At 68.6% G+C, this 24,877-nt stretch carries 26 protein-coding genes and 1 pseudogene; 20 read left to right on the plus strand and 7 right to left on the minus strand.

The features are described from left to right. Positions 1–138 precede the first annotated feature (138 nt). The 12 genes from ACLBV5_RS12910 to ACLBV5_RS12965 all read left to right on the plus strand — a co-directional run bounded on the left by ACLBV5_RS12910 (position 139) and on the right by ACLBV5_RS12965 (position 8,969). On the plus strand, positions 139–429 hold the full coding sequence (locus ACLBV5_RS12910) for a hypothetical protein (protein ID WP_025976877.1): 291 nt from the start codon (positions 139–141) through the stop codon (positions 427–429). 57 nt (positions 430–486) lie between these two features. Further along, positions 487–726, plus strand: coding sequence for a zinc-finger domain-containing protein (locus ACLBV5_RS12915; protein WP_024355136.1), 240 nt, complete (start codon positions 487–489; stop codon positions 724–726). Positions 727–735: 9 nt separating this feature from the next. After that, positions 736–1,176 carry a VOC family protein gene (locus ACLBV5_RS12920; RefSeq protein WP_134582191.1) on the plus strand — a complete coding sequence of 147 codons (441 nt, stop codon included), beginning with the start codon at positions 736–738 and terminating at the stop codon, positions 1,174–1,176. Continuing rightward, positions 1,173–1,790 carry a DUF6655 family protein gene (locus ACLBV5_RS12925; protein ID WP_035302177.1) on the plus strand — a complete coding sequence of 206 codons (618 nt, stop codon included), beginning with the start codon at positions 1,173–1,175 and terminating at the stop codon, positions 1,788–1,790. The genes ACLBV5_RS12920 and ACLBV5_RS12925 overlap by 4 nt, the downstream gene beginning before the upstream one ends. Before the next feature lie 136 nt (positions 1,791–1,926). After that, positions 1,927–2,613, plus strand: a complete 687-nt coding sequence (locus tag ACLBV5_RS12930) for a nicotinate-nucleotide adenylyltransferase (RefSeq protein ID WP_447605911.1) — start codon at positions 1,927–1,929, stop codon at positions 2,611–2,613. A gap of 114 nt (positions 2,614–2,727) precedes the next feature. Then, complete coding sequence (rsfS, locus tag ACLBV5_RS12935) at positions 2,728–3,174, plus strand: ribosome silencing factor (protein WP_134582192.1); 447 nt, start codon at positions 2,728–2,730, stop codon at positions 3,172–3,174. A 24-nt stretch (positions 3,175–3,198) separates the two neighbouring features. Beyond that, a complete protein-coding gene (gene rlmH, locus ACLBV5_RS12940) occupies positions 3,199–3,663 on the plus strand; it encodes a 23S rRNA (pseudouridine(1915)-N(3))-methyltransferase RlmH (RefSeq protein ID WP_025976872.1) in 465 nt (154 codons plus the stop codon). Further along, positions 3,663–4,757 (plus strand): peptidoglycan DD-metalloendopeptidase family protein, encoded by a 1,095-nt coding sequence (locus ACLBV5_RS12945; RefSeq protein ID WP_227157872.1) that lies wholly within the window; start codon positions 3,663–3,665, stop codon positions 4,755–4,757. Before rlmH ends, ACLBV5_RS12945 begins: the two co-directional genes overlap by 1 nt. A gap of 139 nt (positions 4,758–4,896) precedes the next feature. Further along, on the plus strand, positions 4,897–6,336 hold the full coding sequence (locus tag ACLBV5_RS12950) for a S41 family peptidase (RefSeq protein ID WP_447605912.1): 1,440 nt from the start codon (positions 4,897–4,899) through the stop codon (positions 6,334–6,336). Between the two features lie 121 nt (positions 6,337–6,457). Continuing rightward, entirely contained in the window at positions 6,458–7,663 is a 1,206-nt protein-coding gene (locus tag ACLBV5_RS12955) for a divergent polysaccharide deacetylase family protein (protein WP_447605973.1), read from the plus strand. A 97-nt stretch (positions 7,664–7,760) separates the two neighbouring features. Next, positions 7,761–8,720 (plus strand): hypothetical protein, encoded by a 960-nt coding sequence (locus ACLBV5_RS12960; protein WP_447605913.1) that lies wholly within the window; start codon positions 7,761–7,763, stop codon positions 8,718–8,720. Between the two features lie 51 nt (positions 8,721–8,771). Next, positions 8,772–8,969, plus strand: a complete 198-nt coding sequence (locus ACLBV5_RS12965) for a hypothetical protein (protein ID WP_134582194.1) — start codon at positions 8,772–8,774, stop codon at positions 8,967–8,969. Positions 8,970–9,024: 55 nt separating this feature from the next. Here the strand turns inward: ACLBV5_RS12965 and bioB are convergent. Next, positions 9,025–10,038 (minus strand): annotated as a pseudogene (gene bioB, locus ACLBV5_RS12970) (biotin synthase BioB); the annotation flags it as partial. A gap of 75 nt (positions 10,039–10,113) precedes the next feature. Continuing rightward, on the minus strand, positions 10,114–11,598 hold the full coding sequence (locus tag ACLBV5_RS12975) for a globin-coupled sensor protein (protein ID WP_025976094.1): 1,485 nt from the start codon (positions 11,596–11,598) through the stop codon (positions 10,114–10,116). 255 nt (positions 11,599–11,853) lie between these two features. On the opposite strand from ACLBV5_RS12975, the gene ahcY reads away from it, so the two are divergent. After that, positions 11,854–13,245, plus strand: coding sequence for an adenosylhomocysteinase (gene ahcY / locus ACLBV5_RS12980; RefSeq protein WP_313634112.1), 1,392 nt, complete (start codon positions 11,854–11,856; stop codon positions 13,243–13,245). A 218-nt stretch (positions 13,246–13,463) separates the two neighbouring features. Here the strand turns inward: ahcY and ACLBV5_RS12985 are convergent, their stop codons facing one another. Next, a complete protein-coding gene (locus ACLBV5_RS12985) occupies positions 13,464–14,588 on the minus strand; it encodes a hypothetical protein (RefSeq protein WP_447605914.1) in 1,125 nt (374 codons plus the stop codon). Between the two features lie 113 nt (positions 14,589–14,701). Beyond that, positions 14,702–16,858, minus strand: a complete 2,157-nt coding sequence (locus ACLBV5_RS12990; RefSeq protein WP_447605915.1) for a TonB-dependent receptor domain-containing protein — start codon at positions 16,856–16,858, stop codon at positions 14,702–14,704. 142 nt (positions 16,859–17,000) lie between these two features. Between ACLBV5_RS12990 and ACLBV5_RS12995 the strand changes: the two genes are divergently transcribed. Together ACLBV5_RS12995 and ACLBV5_RS13000 are read left to right on the plus strand one after the other, a co-directional pair. After that, positions 17,001–17,204, plus strand: a complete 204-nt coding sequence (locus ACLBV5_RS12995) for a twin transmembrane helix small protein (RefSeq protein WP_025976098.1) — start codon at positions 17,001–17,003, stop codon at positions 17,202–17,204. A gap of 34 nt (positions 17,205–17,238) precedes the next feature. Further along, complete coding sequence (locus tag ACLBV5_RS13000) at positions 17,239–17,811, plus strand: cob(I)yrinic acid a,c-diamide adenosyltransferase (protein WP_447605916.1); 573 nt, start codon at positions 17,239–17,241, stop codon at positions 17,809–17,811. A gap of 31 nt (positions 17,812–17,842) precedes the next feature. Here ACLBV5_RS13000 and ACLBV5_RS13005 read toward each other — a convergent pair whose 3' ends face one another. Beyond that, on the minus strand, positions 17,843–18,184 hold the full coding sequence (locus tag ACLBV5_RS13005; protein WP_025976100.1) for a hypothetical protein: 342 nt from the start codon (positions 18,182–18,184) through the stop codon (positions 17,843–17,845). 125 nt (positions 18,185–18,309) lie between these two features. Between ACLBV5_RS13005 and ACLBV5_RS13010 the strand changes: the two genes are divergently transcribed. The 5 genes from ACLBV5_RS13010 to ACLBV5_RS13030 all read left to right on the plus strand — a co-directional run bounded on the left by ACLBV5_RS13010 (position 18,310) and on the right by ACLBV5_RS13030 (position 23,491). Continuing rightward, positions 18,310–19,074 carry an electron transfer flavoprotein subunit beta/FixA family protein gene (locus tag ACLBV5_RS13010; protein WP_447605917.1) on the plus strand — a complete coding sequence of 255 codons (765 nt, stop codon included), beginning with the start codon at positions 18,310–18,312 and terminating at the stop codon, positions 19,072–19,074. Continuing rightward, on the plus strand, positions 19,074–20,003 hold the full coding sequence (locus ACLBV5_RS13015; protein ID WP_447605918.1) for an electron transfer flavoprotein subunit alpha/FixB family protein: 930 nt from the start codon (positions 19,074–19,076) through the stop codon (positions 20,001–20,003). Before ACLBV5_RS13010 ends, ACLBV5_RS13015 begins: the two co-directional genes overlap by 1 nt. Positions 20,004–20,249: 246 nt before the next feature. Further along, a complete protein-coding gene (locus ACLBV5_RS13020; RefSeq protein ID WP_134582201.1) occupies positions 20,250–20,531 on the plus strand; it encodes a DUF167 family protein in 282 nt (93 codons plus the stop codon). A gap of 116 nt (positions 20,532–20,647) precedes the next feature. Further along, positions 20,648–22,144, plus strand: a complete 1,497-nt coding sequence (locus tag ACLBV5_RS13025; RefSeq protein ID WP_447605919.1) for an amidohydrolase — start codon at positions 20,648–20,650, stop codon at positions 22,142–22,144. 3 nt (positions 22,145–22,147) lie between these two features. Continuing rightward, on the plus strand, positions 22,148–23,491 hold the full coding sequence (locus ACLBV5_RS13030) for an amidohydrolase family protein (protein WP_447605920.1): 1,344 nt from the start codon (positions 22,148–22,150) through the stop codon (positions 23,489–23,491). A gap of 195 nt (positions 23,492–23,686) precedes the next feature. Here the strand turns inward: ACLBV5_RS13030 and ACLBV5_RS13035 are convergent, their stop codons facing one another. Both ACLBV5_RS13035 and ACLBV5_RS13040 read right to left on the minus strand, forming a co-directional pair. After that, the gene (locus ACLBV5_RS13035; RefSeq protein WP_447605921.1) at positions 23,687–24,478 is read right to left on the minus strand and encodes an SDR family oxidoreductase; all 792 of its coding nucleotides are present in this window, start codon (positions 24,476–24,478) and stop codon (positions 23,687–23,689) included. Beyond that, on the minus strand, positions 24,478–24,774 hold the full coding sequence (locus ACLBV5_RS13040) for a 4a-hydroxytetrahydrobiopterin dehydratase (RefSeq protein WP_447605922.1): 297 nt from the start codon (positions 24,772–24,774) through the stop codon (positions 24,478–24,480). Before ACLBV5_RS13040 ends, ACLBV5_RS13035 begins: the two co-directional genes overlap by 1 nt. Between the last annotated feature and the right edge of the window lie 103 nt (positions 24,775–24,877).

Raw genomic sequence — 24,877 nt, forward strand, 5'->3', positions numbered from 1 at the left:
GCGGCGCCGTTCGCCAAGGCGTCGTTGCGAAGGTGAAGACAAGGCTGCGAGACGATATGTCAAAGTCGCTTGACGCCGCCCTCAACCATGTCTAGCTTACTTGTCAGAAAGACAACTTCGCTTGGATAAGGAAACGCCATGACCCCCGCCATCGCCTCCCGCAAAACGCTGACCCGCACCCGCTTGATCGGCTTTATCGCCATGGGTTTCTGCGCCGTCGGCTACGTCGGCTTCGCCCTGGCGCTGGGCGCTGGCAAGATGGAATACCTGCCGATGACCCAGGCGGCGATCATCGCCGCCGTCGCCGCGGTGGTCGGCGAGGTCGGCCTGTGGGTCGGCGCCGGCTGCCTGGGGTTGACCCTTTTCAAGAAGCGCAAGGCCCTGTTCGACAAGGTGATGGGCCGCAAGCCCGCCGCGTCGGACGTTTGACCTGAGGTTCCGGTCCGCCTAGGAACGGCGCAAAGCCTCTCCAGACCGGACCGGATCATGCCTCCCCGTCATCTCGAAGCCGTCATTCCTCCCCCCGAAGAGATCGTCGTCTCGACCAAGCGCGTCGCCTGCGACGGCGGCGGCGGCGCCCTGGGCCACCCGCTGGTCTATATGGACATGGGCGAGGACGACTTCATCGAGTGCGGCTATTGCGACCGCCGCTTCGTGCTGTCGGCGCACCCGCAGCCGGAGAACGAATACCTCGACCCGGCGGCCCGCCCGCCCGAGGCGCACTGAGGCGGGACGATGCGTTTTCTGCACACCATGGTCCGGGTGAAGGATCTGGACGCCTCGATGCGTTTCTACTGCGACCTGCTGGGTCTGCGGGAGACGCGTCGCGCCGACTATGAGGCCGGGCGTTTCACCCTGGTCTATCTGGCGGCCCCTGCGGACAAGGCGCGGGCCGAGGCCGAGAAGTCGCCTGAAGTCGAGCTGACCTACAACTGGGACGATCAGGATTACGACGGCGGCCGCAACTTCGGCCACCTGGCGTTCCAGGTCGACGACATCTACGCCGCCTGCCAGCGCCTGATGGACGGCGGCGTCGTCATCAACCGCCCGCCGCGCGACGGTCACATGGCCTTCGTCCGCTCGCCGGACGGCATCTCGATCGAACTGCTGCAGGCGGGCGAGCGTCTGGCTCCGGCCGAGCCGTGGGCCTCCATGCCGAACGTGGGCGCCTGGTGAGGACTGCTCTCCGTCTCCTGCCCGCCGCCTTGGTCCTGACCCTGGGCGCCTGCGCCATGGTGACCGAGACCAATCCGGCGCGGACGGCCACCGACATGCTGCTGGTCAACCGGGCGGCCGACCGCGCGGTCGAGGGCCTGACCCTGCCCATCCCCCAGGGCGCGCGCGTCTTCGTCGACGAGACCTATTTCCAGGCCGAGAACGCCCGCTATGCGCTGAGCGCCATCCGCGCCGCCCTGTCGGAAGCCGGCTACGCCATCGTGCGCGAGCGGGGCGAGGCCGACGCCATCTTCGAGGTGCGCGCCGGCGCCCTGTCGCTGGATCAGTTGCGCCGGGTGGTCGGCATCCCCGACATGCGGGTGCCGATCAATGAGAGCCTGAACGTCGTCTCCATCCCCGAGGTGTCGCTCTACTCCAACCGCGACCGCATGGGCGTGGCCGAGTTCTCGGGCTTCCTCTACGACGCGCGCACCGGCATGCCCCTGGGCGCCGTCACGCCCATGATCGGCCAGTACAAGATCCGCAGCCACAAGGCCTTCATGATGCTGACCTGGGGCCAGCAGCTGGCCCAGCCGGGCGAGCGCGATCCGGGATCGAGCTGGAAGGAATTCTAGGGCGGGGCCAAATCGCCCTTGCGCCGCTCGGTCCGTTCGCGGAGCGAGACAGGCGCGTTCGGCCGTGTTAGGGCGCAAGTGAGCATAAGGCGTTCCGGCCGCGCTCATCTGTTCGCCGCCGCCGCAAGAGACGCCCTTGTCCTTCTTCCACGCCGGTCCTGCGCCGAAAGGCTCCGGTCTTCGCCGAGGCGCCCTGCGCGACGGGCTGGACCTGGCGCCGGGGATGAAGGTCGGCCTGTTCGGCGGCTCGTTCAATCCGGCCCACGACGGCCACGCCCATGTGGCGGCCACCGCCATGCAACGACTGGGGCTGGACCGGGTGGTCTGGCTGGTCTCGCCGCAGAATCCGCTGAAGTCCGCCCATGAGACCGCCCCCTTGGCCGAGCGGATGGCCTCGGCGCGAGCGGCCGCGGCGACGGTCGGCCCAGCCATGATCATCTCGGATTTCGAGACGCGGGCGGGTACGCGCTGGACCGTGGACACCCTGCGCGCCATCGTCGCGCGCCATCCGGGGGTGCATTTCGTCTGGCTGATGGGGTCTGACAATCTGGCGGATTTCCACCGCTGGCGCGGTTGGACCGACATCATGCGGCTGATGCCCGTGGCGGTGATCGCCCGGCCCGGCAGCCTGCTGGACAGCCGCACGGCGCCGGCGGCCGTGCGCTTCGCCCGCTATCGCGTGCCCATGGCCCAGGCCGGGCTGCTGCCCAGCCTTGAGGCGCCGGCCTGGACCTATCTGTCGGCGCCGCTGAATCACCGCTCCTCGACGGCCATCCGCGCCGCGCGGGCGGGGCGGGGCGAAGAGTCGAATCCGATCGGGTGACCTTTCACGCCGGGCGTGCTATATTGGGCTTTTAGTAAATCGCCTTGGAGCCCTCCGCTGACCCCCTCGACCGCGCACGACGCGCAAGACGCCGTTTCCAATGCGGCGCACGAAATGGACCTGATGGATTCCGTCCATTCCGAAGACGGTCAGGCCGAGGACGGCCCCAGTAGCGACGAGTCCGGCGATGGGCGCCAGCCTCTGCCGGTCGGCGCGACCGAGCTGGAACAGGCCATCCTCGCCAAACTCGACGAAGACAAGTCTCAGGACATCGTCCTGATCGACCTGCGCGGCAAGAGCCCGATGACCGACGCCATGATCGTGGCTTCGGGTCGTTCGCACCGCCACGTCGGCGCCATCGCCGACCACCTGCTGCGCCTGTTCAAGGAGCAGGGGCTGGGCAAGGTGAAGGTCGAGGGCCTGCCGCACTGCGACTGGGTGCTGCTGGATGCGGGCGACGTCATCGTCCACCTGTTCCGCCCCGAAGTGCGCACCTTCTACAACATCGAGAAGATCTGGGCGGTCGACAGCGCCCACCGCGGCGGCCCCGTCCGCGGCTGAACCACCTGACGGCGGGCTGACCTCATGAAGCTGGCGATCGCGGCCATCGGCAAGCCGGGCCGCGGTCCCGAGGCGACCCTCGCCGAGGACTACGCCCGGCGCGCCACCCTGTCGGGGCGGGCGCTGGGCCTGGGGCCTCTCGAACTCATCGACCTTGAGCCGAAGAAGCCCGGCAAGGCGCCGGAGGCCGAGCTGCTGCTCGCCGCTGCCGAGGGCGCGCATCTGATCGCCTGCGACGAGCGGGGGCGGACCTATTCCTCGCGCGCCTTCGCCGACCATGTGGCGGCCCTGCGCGACCAGGGCGAGCGGCGCCTGGTCTTCGTCATCGGCGGCGCCGACGGTCTGGACGAAAGCGTGCGCCGCGCCGCGCGTTCGACCCTGGCCTTCGGGCCGCAGACCTGGCCCCACGCCCTGGCCCGCGCCATGCTGGCCGAACAGCTGTATCGGGCCGTGACGATCCTGGCCGGTTCGCCCTATCATCGCGACTGATGCGACGCGGGGCCGTTCTTCTTCTGACCTCTTCCAGCCTGCTGCTGGCCCTGGCCGGGCCGGCGGCCAGCCAGCGCGCGGGTCAGGCTAGCGCCGAGCTGACCCGGCTTCAGGCCGAGTATCGCGACGAGACGGCCCGCGCCCGCCGCCTGCGCGCCGAGGCCGCCGCCGCCGCCGAGGAGATCGTCGACCTGGACCGCCAGCTGCGCGACCTGCGCCGGGCCGAGGCCGAGGACGACGTGCAGCTGGAGGCGCAGCGCGCCCGGCTAAAGGAGCTGGCCGAGCGTGAGGGGTCGCTGGTCGCCGCCCTGTCGCGCGAGCGCGCGGCGCAGGGACGGCTGCTGTCGGCCCTGCAGATGATGAGCCGCAAGCCGCCGCCGCCCCTGCTGATCCCCGCCGATCAGGCGGTGGACGCCGTGCGCGCCTCCATCCTGATCCGGGCTATCACGCCCGACCTTCAGAAGCGCGCCGAAACCCTGGTCGAGCGTCAGGCCGAGATCGGCCGCATCCGCCGCCTGGCCGCCCTGTCCAGCGAGCGCCTGTTCACCGTCGAGAGCGCCCAGAACGACCGCCGCGCCGAGATCGAGGGCCTGACGGCGCGCAAGACCGCCCTGCGCTCGGTCCTGCGGGCCGAGGCGGCGCGGGCCGAGCGCGCGACACGGGCGCTGGAAGCCCGCATCCGCGAACTGGGCGGGCAGGCGCCGCAGGTGGCCGAGGCGCCCGAAGCGGCGCCCGCCGCCCGCCTGCCTGCGGGCCGCAGCCGCCTGACCCCGCCGATCGCGGGGACGCCGTCGCAACGCTTCGGCGGCCGTTCGGCCGGTTGGAGCTGGCGCTCCAGCCATGAGGCGGTCGGCGCGCCCGCGGCGGGCCGCGTCGCCTACGCCGGGCCGCTGAAGGAGTGGGGCGAGGTGGTGATCCTGGACCTGGGCCCCGGCTGGCGCGCCGTGATCGCGGGCCTGGACCGGCTGGAGGTCGAGACGGGCCAACGCGTGGCCGACGGCCAGACCCTGGGCCGCACCGGCGAGGACGGCGAGGCCTATTTCGAACTGCGGCGCCAGGAACGGCCCATCGATCCGGCGCCGTGGCTCCAGTAAGGGGGCCAACCGCGCGAAATCCCTTTCAAATCGGCGCGGACGCTGATTGTATCGGCCCAACTGTCGCGCGCGCCGTTTGCGGCGTCCGCGCCGCCCTGGACGACCGGAGCCGAGAGCGGATCCGATGGAAAGAGACCGAATGCGTAAACTGCTTCTCGTGGGCGCCGCCGCCCTGGCGCTGGGCGGATCGGCGGCGGCTGTCGCCAGCCAGACTCCGCGCAACGAGACCTTCCGGATGCTCGAGATGTTCGGCGACGTGCTGGGCATCGTCGAGCAGGCCTATGTCGTTCCGGTCGATAACAAGAAGCTGATCGAGGCCGCCCTGCAGGGGATGATGACGGCGCTCGATCCGCATTCCAACTACCTGCCCGCCAAGGGGTTCGACGACCTGCGCGAACGGACCTCGGGCGAGTATTCGGGCGTCGGCCTGACCATCACTTCCGAAGGCGGGCTGGTGAAGGTCATCTCGCCGATGGACGACAGCCCGGCCGGGCGCGCCGGGGTTCAGGCGGGCGACGTCATCAGCGCCGTCAACGGCCAGAACGCGGCGGGCCTCAGCGTCTCCGAGGTCTCTGACAAGCTGCGCGGCGCCACCGGCACCAGCGTCACCGTCACCTTCCTGCGCGACGGCGAAGAGCCGCGCGAGGTCGTGCTGACCCGCGAGGTCATCAAGGTCGAATCCGTCACCGGCCGTCTGGAAGGCGACTTCGGCTACCTGCGCGTCTCCACCTTCAACGAGAACACCGGCCGCGAGCTGACCGAGACCATTGAGCGGCTGAAGCGCGAGAAACCCGGCCTGAAGGGCTATGTGCTGGACCTGCGCAACAACGGCGGCGGGCTGCTGACGGCGGCCATCGACGTGTCCGACGCCTTCCTGGAGCGCGGCGAGATCGTCAGCCAGCGCGGCCGCAAGCCTGAGGATATCGAACGCTACGCCGCCAAGCCGGGCGACCTGACCGGCGGCCTGCCGGTGGTGGTGCTGATCAACTACGGCTCGGCCTCGGCGTCCGAGATCGTGGCGGGCGCCCTAAAGGATCAGGAGCGGGCGACGGTCGTCGGCCTGACCAGCTTCGGCAAGGGATCGGTGCAGACGGTGATCCCGCTGCGCGGGGGTCGCGACGGCGCCCTGTCGATCACCACGGCGCGCTACTACACGCCGTCGGGTCGCTCGATCCAGAAGATCGGCATCGAGCCGGACCTGGAGGTGGCCCGTTCCGAGGCCGAGGCGCGCATCGTCTCGCGCTCCAGCTTCATCTATTCCGAGGCGGCCTATTCGACGGCGCTGGACTCCTCCATCGGGGCCGAGCGCAAGGGGCCGCACACCCCGCGCGAGGCGCCGGGCGCCGACTACGCCAAGGACAAGGACTATCAGCTGGAGCGGGCGCTGGACGTGCTGCGCGCCGGCGGCGACCTGACCAAACTGGCCGCCGCGCCCGAAGGGATCGTCATCACCGAACCGGGACAGGACAAGGTCGAGACGGCCGAGACCGACACGCCCAAGGTCACGGTCGCGCCGAAAGACCCCCCGGCGCCGCGCACCCCGGAAATCACGCCGGGGAACAAGCCGAAGAGCGACTGAGGCGCGGCCCTCGAACGTGGTGAACGCGCCGTTAGGGTTTCTTAACCGGCGCAGGGCTTAACTGAGGCTGAGGGGCGCCGCGCCTGTGCGGCGCCTGCAAGCTCGAGCCGCCATCCTGACCATGTTCGCCAAGCGCCAGTCCGCCCTAGCCGCCGTCGCAGGCGCGCCGCCGGAGCCCCGGTCGCGCGTCGCCATGGACCCGGTCCTCAACGCCCTGAAGAAGCCGCCCGTCGCGGCGGGCGCGGCCGGGGTCTTCGTCATCGGCGCGGCCGCCCTGTTCGTCGCCGTTCTGGGCGATCCGCGCGCCGGCGCGCCGACGGCCAGCGCGCGCCTCGAGCGTCCCGCCGCCGCCGACACGGCCCCGACCGGCGCCGAAGCTTTCGGCTTCAGCGGTCTGGACATCTATCAGGACCTCGGCGCCATCGACCCGGCTCTGATGGGCGAAGAGGGCGGCGCTATGGGGGGCGAGGCCCTCATCACCCTGCCCGACGGCGCCAGCGTTGCCTCGGGCCAGGGCTTCAGCGCCCCGGTGCGCGCCCCGTCCAATCCCTTGCCCAAGGCGCCGATCGCCGGCATGTTCCAGCCCGGACCGAACGGCCCCCTGCCGCGGATCGCCGCCGACGGCCGCGTGCCGGCCCAGGCCTACGCTCGGCCCTTCCGCTCGAACGGCAGGCCCATGGTGGCCCTCGTGGTCGGCGGTCTGGGTCTGAACAGCGCCACCACCCGCGCGGCGATCGAACGTCTGCCCGCCGAGGTGACCCTGTCCTTCGTGCCCTATGCTGAAGGTCTTCAGACCTGGATCGACATGGCCCGCGCCCACGGCCATGAGGTGATGATCGAACTGCCGATGGAGCCCACCGGCTATCCCGACAGCGACCCCGGCCCCTACACGCTTCTGTCCAGCGGCGGCGCCGACGATGTGGCGGTCAAGCTGGACTGGCTGCTGGCGCGCGCCACCGGCTATTTCGGCGTGACCAACTATCTGGGCGACCGGTTCGCGACCTCGGACGAGAGCATGGGCGCGCTGATGACCAATCTGCGTCAGCGCGGTCTGGCCTTCCTCGACGACGGCTCGATGCGCCGCCGCCCCGGCGCCTTCGCCCGCGCCAGCGCCGACCGCATCATCGACGAGGAACAGAGCCCCGCCGCCATCCTGCGCCAGTTCAACGCGCTAGAGGCCGCCGCCAAGACCAACGGCGCGGCGCTGGGAACCGGCTTCTCCTACCCCGTCACCGTCGAAGCCGCCGCCCGCTGGACGGCGGGCCTGGAGGCGCGGGGCCTGCAGCTGGCCCCCGCCTCTGCGATGACCCGGCGGCCGGGGCGCTAAGGCGGGGGCTGCTTCTTCGGCTAGGCGAACGGCGTGATGCCGACTAGGGTATCGATGTTCTTGTCGGCAGGAGGTCTGGGAAGTGAGCAGCTTTCGTATGGGCGCCCTCTGGGCCGCGCTGGTGTCAACGGGGCTGGCCTCAACGGCCTTGGCGCAGGCGCAGCCTGACGTCACGGTCCTGCCTGAAGTCGCTGTGCAGGGCCGGGCGACGCCTGAGGCTGTGCGTGACTTCGTCGGTCGAGTGGCGGCGCCGTCTCCGGGCCGCCCCCTGGCGCAATGGCGCGGGCCGATCTGCCCTGGGGTGGTCAACCTGGAACGCGAGCCCGCCCAGGCGATCATTGATCGCGTGAGCCGGACTGCGGCAGGCCTGGGGCTTCATACAGGCAAACCGGGCTGCGAAAGCAATCTGGTCGTGGTTTTCGCCGAAGACGGCCGCGCGACGGCTCAGAGTTTGAACCAGGCGAACCCCCAACTGTTCCGACAGAATGTCACCGGTTGGGATGCGGGCCGGGGGGCGTTCCGCGCTTTTCTGGCGGACGAACGGCCTGTGCGCTGGTGGTCTCTGAGCATCCCTACAGATCCAGATACGGGGCAGCGCGGGGTGCGGATGCCCGGCGAGAGAGGCGGCGTAGTTGTTGACGGAGAAATCGCCGGAATCCTGAACTGCAACCAGCACGACTGCGCCATTGGCGCTGCACCCATCATAAAGCGCCGCCAGGGCAATACGCGGCTTGACGCGGCCGTGGTGGAGACGCTTTTCAAGGTGATTGTCATCGTTGACATGGATTTGATCGGTTCCGTCAATACGACGCAGCTGGCCGATTACGTTTCCATGATCGCCCTGGCGCAGATCGACGCCAGCGCCGACACGACAGGGTTTGATACGGTCCTGAACCTCTTCTCCGGGAGCCTTCCTGCCGGACTGACCGAATGGGATAGATCCTATCTTGCGGCTCTATATGCGCCTCGCGCGCAGAGGCGCTCGGTGTCGGCGCAAGCTGAAGCGGTCGCTGAAGTGATGACGCGAGGCGAACTGACTGCGCGACGCCAGCCCTGAAGACGGCGCAAAATCTCGGCCCTGAACGCGTCGCCGTGTTACAGATCGGGCATGAGCACTGACGATGATCACCCCGCCGCCGCCGAACCCGCGGACGCTGTTGCCGGCGAGACGCCTGTTCAGCGGGCTCTGCGGCTCAAGAAGGCGGCGCTCGATGCGCGGCCGAAGCCGCCGCGCGGCGGGCGCTTCCAGCGTGAGCAGGCCGCCCGCATCAAGAGCGGGGCGGCGCGGCCCTGGATGAGCAAATAGGGGCCTCCGCCCTCCCGGCCGAGGATGGTTGAGGAGGAGGGGGCGGCGAGCCCTTAGCCCGCGCCTCGATCTTCAGCGGCATGGGCTTCAGGTCCAGCAGGGCGAACAGCTTGGCGTCGTCGTCCTCTTCCGGGTTGGGCGTGGTCAGCAGCTTGCCGCCGACGAAGATGGAGTTGGCGCCGGCCAGGAAGCACAGGGCCTGCATCTCGGGCGTCATGCCTTCGCGGCCGGCCGACAGGCGGACCATCGACTTGGGGCAGACCAGACGGGCGACGGCGACGGTGCGGACGAACTCGATCGGGTCGATCTCGCCTTCCTTCAGCACCCGCTCGCCCAGCGGCGTGCCGCCGACCGGCACCAGGGCGTTGACCGGAAGGCTGTCGGGGTGGACGGGTAGGGTGGCCAGCGCATGCAGCAGGCCCGCGCGGTCGCGGCGCTTTTCGCCCATGCCGACGATGCCGCCGCAGCAGGTCGACATGCCGGCGTCGCGGACGTGCTGCAGCGTCTCCAGCCGGTCCTGATAGGAGCGGGTCGTCACCACCTCGGCGTAATACTCAGGCCCGGTGTCGAGGTTGTGGTTGTAGTAGTCGAGGCCCGCCTCCTTCAGCTGTTTCGCCTGGTCGGCGTTCAGCATGCCCAGGGTGGCGCAGGTCTCGAGGCCGAGCGCCTTCACGCCTGAGATCATGGCCGCCAGCTTGGGCGTGTCGCGGTCCTTCAGCTCGCGCCAGGCGGCGCCCATGCAGAAGCGGCTGGCCCCGCCCGCCTTGGCCGCCATGGCCTCAGCGATGACGGCGGTCAGCTCCATCAGCTTTTCAGCCTTCAGGCCGGTCTTGAAGCTGGCCGACTGCGAGCAGTAGCCGCAGTTTTCGGCGCAGCCGCCGGTCTTGACCGACAGCAGTTGGGATTTCTGGACCTCGTTCGGGTCGAACCAGCGGCGGTGCACGCTCGCCGCCTCGAACACCAACTCCATGAAGGGGCGGGCGAACAGGGCCTCGACCTCCTCCAAAGTCCAGTCGTGACGGGGGATCGAGAGATCGCGGGCGGGTCGGATCGAAGCGTCGTCAGCCATGGGGCGACGGCTTAGACGACTTGCGGCCGATCCGCCAAGCCTGTCTTGGCCGCACGATGTTGCGCGAGGCGCCCGTCAGGCGACCAGGCGCGGCCCCGCCGCGCTGGCGACCGGACGGTCCAGGCGGAAGCGGCCGACCTGTTGGTTCAGGCTGACGGCCTCGTTGGCCAGCTGACGGGCGGCGGCGGTGGCCTCCTCGGTCATGGCGGCGTTCTGCTGGGTGATGTCGTCCATCTCGCCCATGGCGCGGCGGACGCGGGCCAGGCCTTCCGCCTGTTCCTGAGCCGAGCCGGCGATGCCGCCGGCCAGGCCGTCGACGGCTGTGACCTTGGCGCCGATGCGCTCCAGCGCCGCGCCGGTGCGCTCGACCAGATCGACCCCGCGCGCCACCTGGGCCGAGGAGGTGGAGATCAGGGTGCGGATCTCGCCCGAGGCTTCCGAAGAGCGCTGGGCCAGGGCGCGCACTTCCTGGGCCACCACGGCGAAGCCGCGCCCGGCGTCGCCCGCGCGGGCGGCCTCGACCCCGGCGTTCAGCGCCAGCAGATTGGTCTGGAAGGCGATCTCGTCGATCAGGCTGGTGAAGCGGGCGATCTCGGCCGAGGATTCAGCGATGGCGTGGATGGCGGACACCGCGTCGCCGACCACCTGGGTCGTGTGTTCGACATCGGCGCGGGCGGCGGCCAGGGCCTCGGCGGTCTGGCGCGCGCCGTCGGCGGTGGCGGCCACTTCGCGGGCGATGGCGTCGGCTTCGTTGACGGTCCGCTCCAGATTGGCGGCCTGACGCTCGGTGCGGCTGGCCAGATCCTCGGAGGCGACGGCCAGTTGGCTGGAGCCGGCGCTCAGGCTCTCGACGCTGTCGGCCACGGCGCGCACGGCGGTGCGCAGGGCGCGGGTCGCGGCGTGGAAGTCGTTCTGCAGCGAGCGATACTGCTCGGGGAAGGTTTGGGGGATGGTCACCGACAGGTCGTTGTCGGCCAGGCTGTGCAGGGCGGCGCCCAGCGCCCGCACCACCTCGGCCTGTCGCGCCTCGGCGGCGTCATGTTCGGCCTGAACGCGGTCGCGCTCTTCCTGCAGGGCGTCCAGATAGATGGAGATGGCCAGGTCCATGTCCAGCATGACCCGCTGGGTCAGTTCGGCGACGGCCTCGGCGGTGATGCGGTCATGTTCGCGGCGATTGGCGAACAGCTTTTTCGGCCGCTCGACGATGGCGCGGGTCAGGTGGGCCAGGATCACGCTGTAGCCGCCGATGTACCAGCGGGGCTCCAGACCGATGCGGGCGTGAACCCGGCCGATGGTGCGCACCGAGGCGGCGTAGTCCTCGTCGGCCCGGCCGTCGATGATGGCGTCCCAGTGGCGTTGCTGGGCGTTGCTGGCGGCGCTGATGTGGCCTTCGTCGCGGAAGAAGCGGCGCATCTCCGGCTCGGCGCGCACCTTGTCGTAGAAGGCGGCCAGGGCCAGAGGCGCATTCTTGCGCAGCACGCCGGAAACGGCGCTGTAACCGGCCGACGGCCGACCCAGGCCCATGAAGTTCATGCGGCGGTCGATCTCGTGGGAAGCCATGAACCCAATACTCACTGCAACGGCAGGGCGGGGGAGAGCCCTTAATACCCCTTGTCACCAAGAGGGTATTGGCCGGGTTAAGCCGCGGATGCGTAGATTCCCTTAATGAGCGGGCTCAAATCGCGGTGGGAGGCCGAGGTGGTCAGCGCCCTAGCGCGATTCATATAAAGACATCCTTATGTCTTGATTGCTCCACCCGCCGCGTCGCGCTATAGCGGCGACAATCCCCTGATAGTGGCCGAAAGACATTCCAGCATGACCGACTACATCGTCCGCGACATCTCCCTGGCCGATTTCGGCAACAAGGAAATCGCCATCGCCGAAACCGAGATGCCGGGCCTGATGGCGCTGCGCGACGAATATGGCGCGTCCCAGCCGCTGAAGGGCGCCCGCATCGCCGGCTCCCTGCACATGACCATTCAGACGGCCGTGCTGATCCAGACGCTGGAAGCCTTGGGCGCCGAAGTGCGCTGGGCCTCGTGCAACATCTTCTCGACCCAGGACCACGCCGCCGCCGCGATCGCCGCGTCGGGCACGCCGGTCTTCGCCTTCAAGGGCGAGAATCTAGTCGAGTACTGGGAATACGCCCACAAGATCTTTGAATGGGCCGACGGCGGCTATCCGAACCTGATCCTGGACGACGGCGGCGACGCCACCCTGCTGTGCGTGCTGGGTCCGAAGGCCGAGAAGGACGCGTCGGTCCTCGACAACCCGCAGAACGAGGAAGAGGAAGCCCTCTTCTCGGTCATGAAGCGCTATCTGAAGGAGAAGCCGGGCTTCTACTCGGCCATCCGCGACGCCATCGGCGGCGTGTCCGAAGAGACCACCACGGGCGTGCACCGCCTGTATCAGATGGCCGAGCGCGGCGAGCTGCCCTTCCCCGCCATCAACGTCAACGACAGCGTCACCAAGTCCAAGTTCGACAACCTGTACGGCTGCCGTGAATCGCTGGTCGACGCCATTCGTCGCGGCACCGACGTCATGCTGTCGGGCAAGGTGGCGGTGGTCTGCGGCTACGGCGACGTGGGCAAGGGCTCGGCCGCTTCGCTTCGCAACGGCGGCGCCCGCGTGATCGTCACCGAAATCGACCCGATCTGCGCCCTGCAGGCGGCGATGGAAGGCTATGAGGTCCAGACCCTGGAAGACGTCGCCGACAAGGCCGACATCTTCGTCACGACGACGGGCAACAAGGACGTCATCCGCGTCGAGCACATGCGCGCCATGCGCAACAACGCCATCGTCTGCAACATCGGCCACTTCGACAGCGAAATTCAGGTCGCGGGCCTGAAGAACTTCAAGTGGGACAAGATCAAGGATCAGGTCCACCACGTCGAGTTCCCGGACGGCAAGAAGATCATCCTGCTGTCGGAAGGCCGTCTGGTGAACCTGGGCAACGCGACCGGCCACCCGTCCTTCGTGATGTCGGCGTCCTTCACCAACCAGACGCTGGCCCAGATCGAACTGTGGACCAACGCCGCCAAGTACGAGAACAAGGTCTACACCCTGCCCAAGCACCTGGACGAGAAGGTCGCCTTCCTGCACCTGGCCAAGCTGGGCGCCAAGCTGACGACGCTGAACCAGGACCAGGCCGACTACATCAACGTGCCGGTCCAGGGCCCGTTCAAGCCGGAACACTACCGCTACTAAGGCCTGCGGAAGGTCTGAAAAGCAGAACCCCGCGCTGGCGACAGCGCGGGGTTTTTCTTTCCTCCCCATGCAATGGGGAGGTGGATCGGCGGCGTAGCCGACGAGACGGAGGGGCTGCTTGGTTTCGCCTCGGCCTTCTTTTCCGTCCCGCTGTTCAAGCCCCTCCACCCCTTCGGGGTCCCCCTCCCCATTTCATGGGGAGGAAAGCGGCGCTCAGTTCACGCCGCGATGTCGCGCGGATCGAACTCGTCCGGCCCGCGTCCCATCAGGCCGGTCTCGAAGTCCATGAAGATGTCGATCAGCTCGTCCACCCCCACTGGCGGCGCCTTGGGGTTGAAACGGAAGCGCCAGAAGCTGACGATGTGCTGCACCGCGCCCAGCTGGTCCCCCAGCCGGGTGAACAGGGCCGGCGCCTCCAGAAGAAAGTCGCGGAACGCCACCGGATTGCCCTCGCGCGTCAGGGCCGCATAGGCGTCGTCGTAATAGCGCAGCGTCCGGCTGACCTCGTCGCAGGTTTTCATGATGCGCGCGCGCAGGACGCCGCGTCCGCGTTGAATATATTCGGCGGCGGCCCGGTCGCTGGGGCCGACGGGCTGCACCGTCACCACCTCGTCGGCGACATTGACGATGTCGGCCATCAGGCTGCTGAGCGCCCATTTGTAATAGAGGAAGCCCTTCCAGCAGAAGACGCCCTCCTGATACTGCTCAGGCTCCAGCTTCAGCGTCAGGCGCAGGGCCTCCAGCCGGTCGCCGGGCGCGTTGGACAGGATCTTCGCGGCCATGCGGGCTGTCGAGCCGGCGGCCACGACCCCGTCGCCGATGCTGAGGGTCACCAGGGGCTCGATTTCGAGTTGGACGAACTCCAGCATCCGCTCCAGGTCGGCGTCGCTGAGGGCGAAGTAGCAGGGCGCGGCGTCGACATTGCCGCGTCTCAGTTGCTCGCGCAGCAGGAAGGGGTCCAGCGACGGCAGCCGGTCCATCAGCCGCAGGGTCTTCAGGTCCGGGTGATCGGCGTCGACGCCGAACGCTTCATGCATGGCGCGCTCGAAGCCGATCTGATTGACGAAGATGAAGCGCCCTCCGGTCTTCAGGTCGGTGCTGTCGATCGGCACCACGATCTTGGTCGCGACCTGACGACGGCCAGGAAAGGCGTCCGTCTCGTTGCGCCGCAGCCGGTGCTTGATGATCAGGCAGCGGTTCAGCGCGGGGGTGCGGAACATCGGGCGCTCCGCCCAGTCGTCGGTGTCGCCGTGCTCGTCATAGACCTTGAGCAGGTTCAGCACCCGCGCCGTCGAGGCGGTGCGGCGCAGGTGTTCGAGATTGCGGATGGCGCGATCGGTCATGCCGCCATTGTGCTCGCCAAAGGTGACCAACGGCTTAGTTTGGAGCGCCAAAAAAACGGGCCGCTTCCCGCAGGAGGCGGCCCGGTCAGTCGGGGAGGAAACCGAAGCGGGGTTTAGAAGGTCGTCGTCACCGACACCCAGAGGCGGCGCGGTTCCTGATTGTTGGCGTATTCCGGCGAATAGGCGACCGGCGTCCCATAGGGAGCCAGGCGCACGAAGTCCTTGTCGAACAGGTTGTAGACCGCCGCATTCAGCGTCACCCGGTCGTTGACCTCGTACGAGCCGCCGATGTGGAACAGCTCATAGGCCTTGAAGTCGCCCAGGGCGTCGCGGGCGGCGCCTTCGCCGCGCCAGCGCTCGGAGCGGTATTCGCCGCGCACCCAGGTCGACAGGCGGTCGGTGGGCCGCCATCGCAGCTGGGCGTTGACCATGTGTTCGGGCGTGTCGGTCAGGCGCTGGCCCGCCCGGGCGCCGGACTTCTGCTCGCTGTCGGTATAGGTGTAGTTGCCGTGCAGGCTCCAGGCTTCAGCGAAGCGCCAGCGGGCGGCGACTTCCAGCCCCTGGGTCACGGCCTCGTCGATGTTCACGCTCTGGCCGAACTCCTTGATGGCGGACCAGAAGCCGACGTCGGCGCAGCCCGTCTTGGAATAGGTCCCGGCGTCATACTGGGCCTGGGTCAGGCCGAAGGTGCAGTTGGCGATCGGTTGACCCGAGGCGATCTTGTCCTCGAAGTCGTTGCGGAAGATCGTGGCGTTGGCGCGGAAGGTCGAGGCGTTGTCGAAATAGACGCCGAACTCATAGGCGGTGCTGGTCTCGGGCTTCAGTCCCGGGCTGCCGATCAACGGCAGGGCGCCCTGGCGGCCGAACCCGTTAATGCCGGGGGTCAGCTGCTCCAGGCGCGGGGTCTTGTAGCCGCCGCTGACGCCGCCCTTCAGCGTCCACTGCTCATTGGCGTTCCACACCAGATAGGCGCGCGGGCTGACGTGGTCGCCGAAGCTGGAGTGGTCGTCGTAACGAAGGCCGACGGTCAGGGCCAGATCATCGCGCAGCCGCCATTCGTCTTCGGCGAACAGGGCCCATTGCTCGAAGACGAAATTGCCGCTGGCCACGCCGTCGGTCATTTCGGCGTCCATATACTGGCCCCCGACGGTGAAGGTGTGGTTGCGCCACTGGCTGTTCAGCTTGGTGTCGAACAGGGTGGTCGTCGTCTCCAACGTGCGGTCGCCGCCAGCGCCGGAAACGCCGCGCGGGATCAGACGGCCCAGCGTCTCGGTCTTGTTGTGCGACAGGGTGGATTCCAGCGTGCCGAAGCCGAAGCGCCAGTTATGGGCCAGCAGGTATTGCTCGCGGTTGAACTCCAGGAAGTCCTTGTAGCCGCCGGCGACGGTGTTGGTCCCCATCTGACCCCTGGCGTTGTCGTACCACTGGCTGGCGGCGTCGACGTCCAGCCACAGGTCGTGGTCGGCGTTCGGCGTCAGGCTGAGGCGGGCGCCCAGGGTCCAGATCTCATAGGCGGTGGCGCTGCGGCCGAAGCCGGCGACCTCGACCTCGTCGCCGTTCAAGTCGCGGTACTTCAGGTTGGACTGCTCGCGCTCGGCCCAGGAGCCGCGCAAGGCCAGGCCGAGGCGGTCGGCGATCAGCGGACCCGAGGCGTAGCCGTTGACGCCCCAGAAGTCGCCGAACTCGCTGTCGCCCTGCAGCGTATAGTTGGCCGAGGCCGAGCCGGTCCAAACCTGCCCGACCTTGCGGGTGATCAGATTGATGACGCCGCCCATGGCGTCGGAACCATAGAGGGTGGCGACCGGCCCGCGCACAACCTCGACCCGCTCGATAGCCGACACCGGCGGCAGGAAGCTGTTGGCGGTTTCGTTGAAGCCGTTGGGCGTCACGCTGCCGGCGGTGTTCTGGCGGCGGCCGTCGATCAGGATCAGGGTGTAGTCCGGGCCCATGCCGCGGATGTTGATGGTCTGGCCGCCCGACTTGCCGACGCCTGAGCCGGTGTCCACGCCCTCGATGTTGTTGAGGATTTCGGCGATCGACGTTGCGCGAATCTCTTCGATCTCCTGGCGCGGCAGCACGCTGATCGAAGCGGGCGCCTGAGTGATCCTCTGTTCGAAGCCGGATGCGGTGACGACGACATCAGCGACCTTGTGCGCTTGATCCATCCCGTCGCCGCTGTCCCTGGCCAGGGCCGGCGCGGGACCCGCGACGGTCATCAGGGCGGCGGCGGTCAGCAGGGACGAGCGGCGGGAGACGGGGAAGCAGGACATGGTGGCAAGGGCCTTAAGAAATGAGAACGCTTCTCAACAGCGTTCGCATCTGTCTGGCAACGGGGGTGTGCGAATAGGTCGCATTTGCGCTCGCCTCGGACCCGACTGGCGCGCCAATGCGGGTGGGCCTAAAGAGGCGGTCATGGACATCATCGACATCCTGATCCTCATCGCCGTGGCCGCCGTCGCGATCACTCTTGGCCTGGGCCTGTACAACCTGCAGCGCGGGGGCGAGGGCGCCGGCGTCCGGTCCAACAAGCTGATGCGGTGGCGCGTGGCCCTGCAGGCGGTGGCGGTGCTGCTGCTGATGATCGGAATGTGGCTGAAACGCACGCACGCGGGCTGAGGCCGGCGCCGACGAAAACAGGGGAGGGCGCGCCATGGTGACGCTGAACAAGATTTACACCCGCACCGGCGACGCCGGTCAGACGCGACTGGCCTCGGGCGCGCCGGTGTCCAAGACCGATCTGCGGGTCGAGGCCTATGGGACGGTGGACGAACTCAACGCCGTCATCGGCGTGGCGCGCCTGAACAGCGGCCAGAACGATCGCATCGACGCCATGCTGGGCCGCATCCAGAACGAGCTGTTCGACCTGGGCGCCGACCTGGCCACCCCGCTGGAGCCTGCGCCCAAGTGGGAGGCCCTGCGCATCATCGCCTCTCAGGTCGAGCGTCTGGAAAGCGAGATCGACTGGATGAACGGCTGTCTCAAGTCGCTGGACAGCTTCATCCTGTCAGGCGGTTCGCCGCTGTCGGCGCATCTGCATCTGGCGCGCACCGTGTGCCGTCGGGCCGAGCGCGACGCCGTGCGCCTGGTGGAAAGCGGCGAGACGGTGAACCCCGAGGCGGTCCGCTATCTGAACCGCCTGTCGGACCACCTCTTCGTCGCCGCCCGCCGCGCCAACGCCAACGGCGCGGGCGACGTGCTGTGGCGCCCCGGCGCGACGCGCTGAGGCTGAGCACAGACTGAAGAGCAGGGGGGCCTTAGCGCCCCTGAAGCGCCTTGACCCGTTCGCGCTCGGCTTCGGTGGCGGCGGCGCGGGCGCGTTTGTCGGCGGCGATCTGGTCTTCCAGCTTGACCAGGTCGCGGTTGGCCTCGGCCGAGGCTTCAGCGCGCGACATGCCCTCCGGCCGTTTGGTGATGTCGGGGATGTAGACGGGCTGGGCGCAGATGCGCGTCTCCAAGTCGTACCAATAGCCCTTGGCCGTACAGCGATCGCCCGGATCGACCCAGAAACGCTGCAGGATGAACACCCCCGCCAGCGTCACAGCAAACAGGCTGAAGAAGATAAAGCTGAGGCGACGGATCGTCAGGAAGCGTTTCATGCCGGTCTCAATAAATCAAAAATGCGTCCGCGACACCACCGCACTTCACGTAGCGTTACGTTGACAGGTCGGCCTCGTCGGTCCAATCCCTCGACCGACATTTCGATGACCAAGTGGATAGGCTCATGAAGGTACTCGTCCCGGTGAAACGGGTGATCGACTATAACGTCAAGGCCCGCGTCAAGGCGGATCAGACCGGCGTCGATCTGGCCAACGTCAAGATGAGCATGAACCCCTTCGACGAAATCGCCGTCGAAGAGGCGGTGCGTCTAAAGGAAGGCAAGGAACACCATGCTGCGGGCACGGCGACCGAGATCGTCGTCGTCTCCATCGGCGTGACCCAGGCTCAGGAAACCATCCGCACGGCCCTGGCCATGGGCGCCGATCGCGGCGTTCTGGTGCAGTCGGACACCGACCTGGAGCCGCTGGCCGTCGCCAAGGTGCTGAAGGCGGTGGTCGACCAGGAGAAGCCGGATCTGGTCCTGCTGGGCAAGCAGTCGATCGACGGCGACAACAATGCGGTCGGCCAGATGCTGGCCGCCCTGCTGGACTGGCCGCAGGCCACCTTCGCCGGCAAGCTGGTGATCGAGGGCGGCAAGGCTGTGGTGACGCGTGAAGTCGACGGCGGCCTGCAGACGGTTGCGGCGGAACTGCCCGCCGTCGTGTCGGTCGACCTGCGCCTGAACACGCCGCGCTACGCCAGCTTGCCGAACATCATGAAGGCCAAGAAGAAGGAGATCGCCGTGAAGGCGGTCGCCGATTACGGCGTCGACACGGCCGACCGCCTGAAGGTGCTCAAGGTGACGGAGCCGCCGAAGCGTTCGGCGGGCGTCAAGGTCGCCGATGCGGCCGAACTGGTTTCCAAGCTCAAAGACGCAGGGGTTCTGTAATGGCCGTTCTCGTCATCGCCGACCACGACGGCTCGGCTGTTCGCGACACCACCCACAAGACCGTGACGGCCGCCCTGGCGCTGTCGTCGGACGTGGACGTCCTGGTGCTGGGCAAGGACGCCAAGGGCGTCGCGGACGCCGCCGCCAAGATTTCGGGCGTCCGCAAGGTCCTGCTGGCCGAGGGCGACGCCGTCGCTCACGGTCTGGCCGAAGCGGTCGAAGCCACTGTCCTGCCGCTGGCGGCGAGCTATGACGCCGTTCTGGCCCCCGCCACCACGGACGGCAAGAACTTCGCTCCGCGCCTCGCCGCCAAGCTGGACGTCGCGCCGATCTCGGACATCGTCGAGGTCGTCTCGGGCGACACCTTCGTCAGGCCGATCTACGCGGGCAACGCGCTGGAGACGATCCAGTCGGCCGACGCCAAGAAGGTCATCACCGTGCGCCCCACGGCCTTCGCCGCCGCCGCTGAAGGCGGCTCGGCCCCGGTCGAGAGCGTCGCCGCCGGCGAAGCGCCCAAGACCGCCTTCGTCTCGGAAGAGATGGTCAAGTCGGACCGCCCCGAACTGGGCGCCGCCAAGATCGTCGTCTCGGGCGGCCGCGCCCTGGGCTCGGCCGAAGAGTTCCACGCCGTCATGGACCCGCTGGCCGACAAGCTGGGCGCCGCCGTCGGCGCCTCGCGCGCGGCGGTCGACGCGGGCTACGCCCCCAACGACTATCAGGTCGGCCAGACCGGCAAGGTGGTGGCCCCGGCCCTCTACATCGCCATCGGCATCTCGGGCGCCATCCAGCACCTGGCCGGGATGAAGGACTCCAAGGTGATCGTGGCCATCAACAAGGACGCCGACGCCCCGATCTTCCAGGTCGCCGACTACGGCTGGGTCGCCGACTACAAGACCGCCGTGCCGGAACTGATGGCCGCTCTGGGCTGATCGGTTTCGCACGCTGAGTTAGAAGCGCGCCGGGCGAGAGATCGTCCGGCGCGTTTTCTTATCCGCCTTCTATATCCGCTTATCCCGGCGGACGCCGGGACCCAGTAAGAGCTGCGCGCTCAACGGTGGAGATATCCGCAAGCTTCCTGCGCGGCGCCTGAAGCCAAAGCACTGGATCCCGGCGTCCGCCGGGATGAGCGGGAAGGTGAGCTTGGCGCTCTCGCGTGAATGGGCCAAACACGTCCCATGACCGCCCGCATCCCCGTCAAACTGACCCCGCGCGCCTCGGCCGATCGCATCGACGGTTGGGACGTCGACCCGGACGGCCGCCCGGTGCTGAAGGTCCGCGTGCGCGCCCAGCCGGTCGAGGGCGAGGCCAACGTCGCGCTGACCGCCTTCCTGGCCAAGGCGCTGGGCGTGCCCAAGCGCGACGTGACCCTGGCGCGCGGCGGCCAGTCGCGGCTGAAGATGATCGAGGTCGACGGCCTGACCGACGCGGAGGTCCGCGCCCGTCTGCCCGCCGATTGAGCGCCTCGCTGACTTTGCCGCGAGCAACCGCTTTTAGAGCTTTACCCTGACGGAAACAGGCGATTGTATACGCGCCATTGTTTGCCCGCCGTTCGCGGGCGCGAGGGGGCTCGCCCATGTTGTTCAGTCGCCTGCGGGGTCCAAGCCTCGCTGTCCTCACCTGCGCGCTTGGCGCGCTCAGCCTTTCGGCCTGCGCCACGACCGGCGAGGCGTCGCCCAAGACGCAGACCGCTTCGACGTCGTCGGCCTCCAAGGACCGCACGATGGCGCCGGGTCTGGACGGCTGGGCCAACCAGGACCCCTATCCCTCGACCTATCGCGGCCTGCCGCGCCAGAACATGGCCATCGTCGGCGCCACGGTGCTGACCGGTGCGGGCCAGAAGATCGAGGGCGGCGTCGTCGTCGTCACCGACGGCCGCATCGCCGCTGTCGGCGGCGCGGACACCCCGGTCCCGGCGGGCCACCGGGTGGTCGACGCGCGCGGCCGCTTCGTCACGCCCGGCATCATCGACATTCACAGCCACCTGGGCGTCTATCCCTCGCCCGGCGTGCAGGGGATGAGCGACGGCAACGAAGCCACCAACCCGAACACCGCCCAGGTCTGGTCCGAGCACTCGATCTGGCCCCAGGACCCCGGCTTCAACGCCGCCCGCGCGGGCGGGGTGACGACGCTGCAGATCCTGCCCGGCTCGGCCAACCTGTTCGGCGGTCGCGGCGTGACGCTGCGCAACGTGCCGTCGGTGACCATGCAGGGGATGAAGTTCCCGGGCGCCCCCTACGGCCTGAAGATGGCCTGCGGCGAAAACCCGTCGCGCGTCTACGGCGGCCGCAACCAGTCGCCCGCCACCGGCATGGGCAATGTCGCCGGCTATCGCGCCGCCTTCATCTCGGCCCGCGACTACAAGGACAAGTGGGACAAGTGGCGCGAGACCGGTCAGGGCACGCCCCCGACCCGCAACCTGCAGCTTGAGACCCTGGCCGGCGTGCTGGACGGGTCGATCCTGATCCAGAACCACTGCTACCGCGCCGACGAAATGGCGGTCATGCTCGATGTGGCCAAGGAGTTCGGCTACAAGATCACGACCTTCCACCATGCGGTCGAGGCCTACAAGATCGCGCCTCTGCTGGCGCGCGAAGGCGTCTGCGCCGCCATGTGGACCGGCTGGTGGGGCTTCAAGATGGAGGCTCTGGACGGCATCGAGGAGAACGCCGCCCTGACCGACGCGCCCCAGGGCTCGTGCGCCGTCATCCACTCGGACGACGCCGAACTGATCCAGCGCCTGAACCAGGAAGCCGCCGCCGCCCTGTCGGCCGGTCGCCGCGCCGGGATGAACATCGCCGAAGAGCACGCCATCAGCTGGATCACGCTGAATGCGGCCAAGTCCATCGGCATCGACAAGGAGACCGGCTCTCTGGAAAGCGGCAAGCGCGCCGACGTGGTGATCTGGAGCGCCGATCCCTTCTCCATCTACGCCCGCGCCGACCAGGTCTTCATCGACGGCGGACTGGCGTTCGACCGTCAGAACCCCGCCTTCCAGCCCGTGTCCGATTTCGAACTGGGTCAGCCCGGCTTCGGCCTGTCCGCCGCTGGCGTCGCCCAGGGAGCCCGTTGAACCATGCGTATCAAAACTCTCCTCGCGGGCGCTGTCGCGGCCCTGGCCCTGACCGGTCCCGCCCTGGCGCAGGATGTCGCCATCACCGGCGGCCAGGTGCTGACCGGAACCTCGGTGATCGAAAACGGCACCGTGGTCATCCGTAACGGCAAGGTCGTTTCGGTCGGAACCGGCGCGGCCCCGGCCGGTCTGCGGGTCATCGACGCGCGCGGCAAGGTGGTGACGCCGGGCTTCGTCGCCGTGGATTCCGGCCTCGGCGGCACCGAGGTCGGCTCGGTGCGCGGCTCGAACGATCTGGCCAACCGCGCCAACACCCTGACGGCGGCCTTCGACCTGTCCTACGGGCTGGACCCGTGGTCCTTCACCCTGCCGGTGGCGCGTCTGGGCGGCGTCACGCGCGCCGTGGTCACGCCACAGCACGGCGGTTCGGGCGGCGGCCACAGCCATGACGACAGCGACTTCGCCGGCGCCGGGGCGGGCGGCTTCCAGACGCCGGGCCTGTTCGCGGGTCAGGCGGCGGTCATCAAGCTGGGCGGCGCCGACATTCTGGTGAAGCCGCGCGTGGCCATGGTCGCGCCCTTCGGCGAGGCCGGCAAGGCGGTGGCGGGCGGCGCGCGCGGCGCCGAGTTCGTCCTGTTCAAGGAGACCCTGGCCGAGGTGCGGACCTACGCCCGCAACAAGGCCGCCTATGAGCGGGCCGACATGCGCGCCCTGTCGCTGTCGCGCGCCGATATGGAGGCCCTGATCCCCGTGGCCGAGGGGCGTATGCCGTTGATCGTCACCGTCAACCGCGCCTCGGACATTCAGCAGGTGCTGCGTCTGGCGCGCGAGGAAGGGATCAAGATCATCCTGGACGGCGCCGCCGAAGGCTGGTTGGTCGCCGATGAGATCGCGGCGGCCAAGGTTCCGGTCATCCTGCACCCGACCACCAATCTGCCTTCGAACTTCGAGATGCGGGCGGCGCGGATGCAGAATGCGGCGGCCCTGAACGCGGCGGGCGTGGTCATCGCCCTCAAGGGCAACGAAGGCTCGGCCCACCGCGCCCGCGACATCCGCTACAACGCCGGCAACGCCGTATCGCACGGCCTGCCCTTCGCGGCGGCCATCCAGGCGATCACGGTCAACCCGGCGCGCATCTTCGGCTTCGACGGCCAGTTCGGCGAGTTGAAGGCCGGCGCGGCGGGCGACGTCGTTGTCTGGTCGGGCGATCCGCTGGAGCCGCTGAGCCAGCCCTCGGCCGTGCTGATCGACGGGGTGGAGCAGCCGCTGCAAGCGCGCAACCTGCTGCTGCGCGACCGCTATCGCACCGGCGGCGAAGGGGCGATGCCGCCCGCCTACGGCAACTGAGGCTTCCAGCCTGACGACAGAGGGGCGCTGCGGGAGACCGCGGCGCCCTTTGTCATTGCTTTCGACTTCCGTTCATCCCGGCGGACGCCGGGACCCAGTGAGAACTCCGCGCACAGCGGTTTCCAATGTCCAGCTTGAAGCCAAAGAACTGGGGCCCGGCGTCCGCCGGGATGAGCGGGTTTGTAGGCCCGAGCGCTACTGCGCTGTCAGTCCGCCGTCGATCTTGAACTCCGCTCCGGTCACGAACTTGGACTCGTCCGAGGCGAGATACAGCACGCAGTAGGCCACGTCGTCCGGCTCGCCGATGCGCTTCAGCGGGATGCCGCGCGCCAGCTTTTCGTGCGCGCTCGCCTCGTCCCCGCCCGCCATGGCGACGAAGGGATCGAGGATCGGCGTCTTGATGAAGACCGGGTGCACCGAGTTGGCCCGCACGTTCCAGCCTGCCTTGGCCGCTTCCAGCGCCACCGTCTTGGTGTAGAGCCAGACCGCTGCCTTGGTGGCGTTATAGGCGCCCATGCCCGGCGCCGCCGCCAGTCCCGCGATGGACGAGATGTTGATGATGGACCCCGCGCCCGAGGCCCGCAGCGGCGCCATGGCGTGCTTGCAGCCCAGCATGACGGATTCCAGGTTGATCGCCTGAACCTTGCGCCAGTTCTCCAGCGTGTCCTGCTCGGCCCACAGAAGCTGGCCGCCGATCCCGGCGTTGTTTACCAGGATGCTGAGCCCGCCCATGTCCTGCACCGCCGCGCCGACGACGCGGACCCAGTCGTCCTCGCGCGTGACGTCGTGTTCATAGGCGAAGGCCTTGCCGGGGTGGTCGGCGTTGATCGCCTCGGCCAGGGCGCGGACGCCGTTCAGCTCCAGATCGCTGAGCGCGACGTTGGCGCCCTCGCGGACCAGCATCCGCGCCATCGCCTGGCCCAGCCCGCCAGCGGCGCCGGTGATCAGGGCCGCCTTGCCCGCGACGCGTCCGTGACGGGGGGCCATTACTCGACCAGGCCCTTGACCGCCTCGTCGATGAAGCGGGCCATCGCCACGTCGCGCTCGGTCACCCCGTCGGCGTCATGGGTCGTCAGCAGCACCTCGACGCGATTGTAGACGTTCGACCACTCCGGATGGTGATCGACCTTGTCGGCCAGCAGGGCGACGCGGGTCATGAAGCCGAAGGCGGCGTTGAAATCGGCGAAGCGCAGGGTCCGCGCGATGGCCGTGCGCGGATCGTCGGCGCGGCGCCAGTCGGGCAGGCCCGCCAGAACTTCGGTCACGTCGAGGGCGGCGGTCATGGGCGTCTCCTTATGCTTTCGTCAGGCGTATCGCGCGCCCAGTGACGCGACAAGCCGTCAGCCTGCGTCAGATGCGGCGCTTCCCCGGATGACGGCGGGGGCG

The sequence above is a fragment of the Brevundimonas sp. M1A4_2e genome (genome assembly GCF_053345555.1).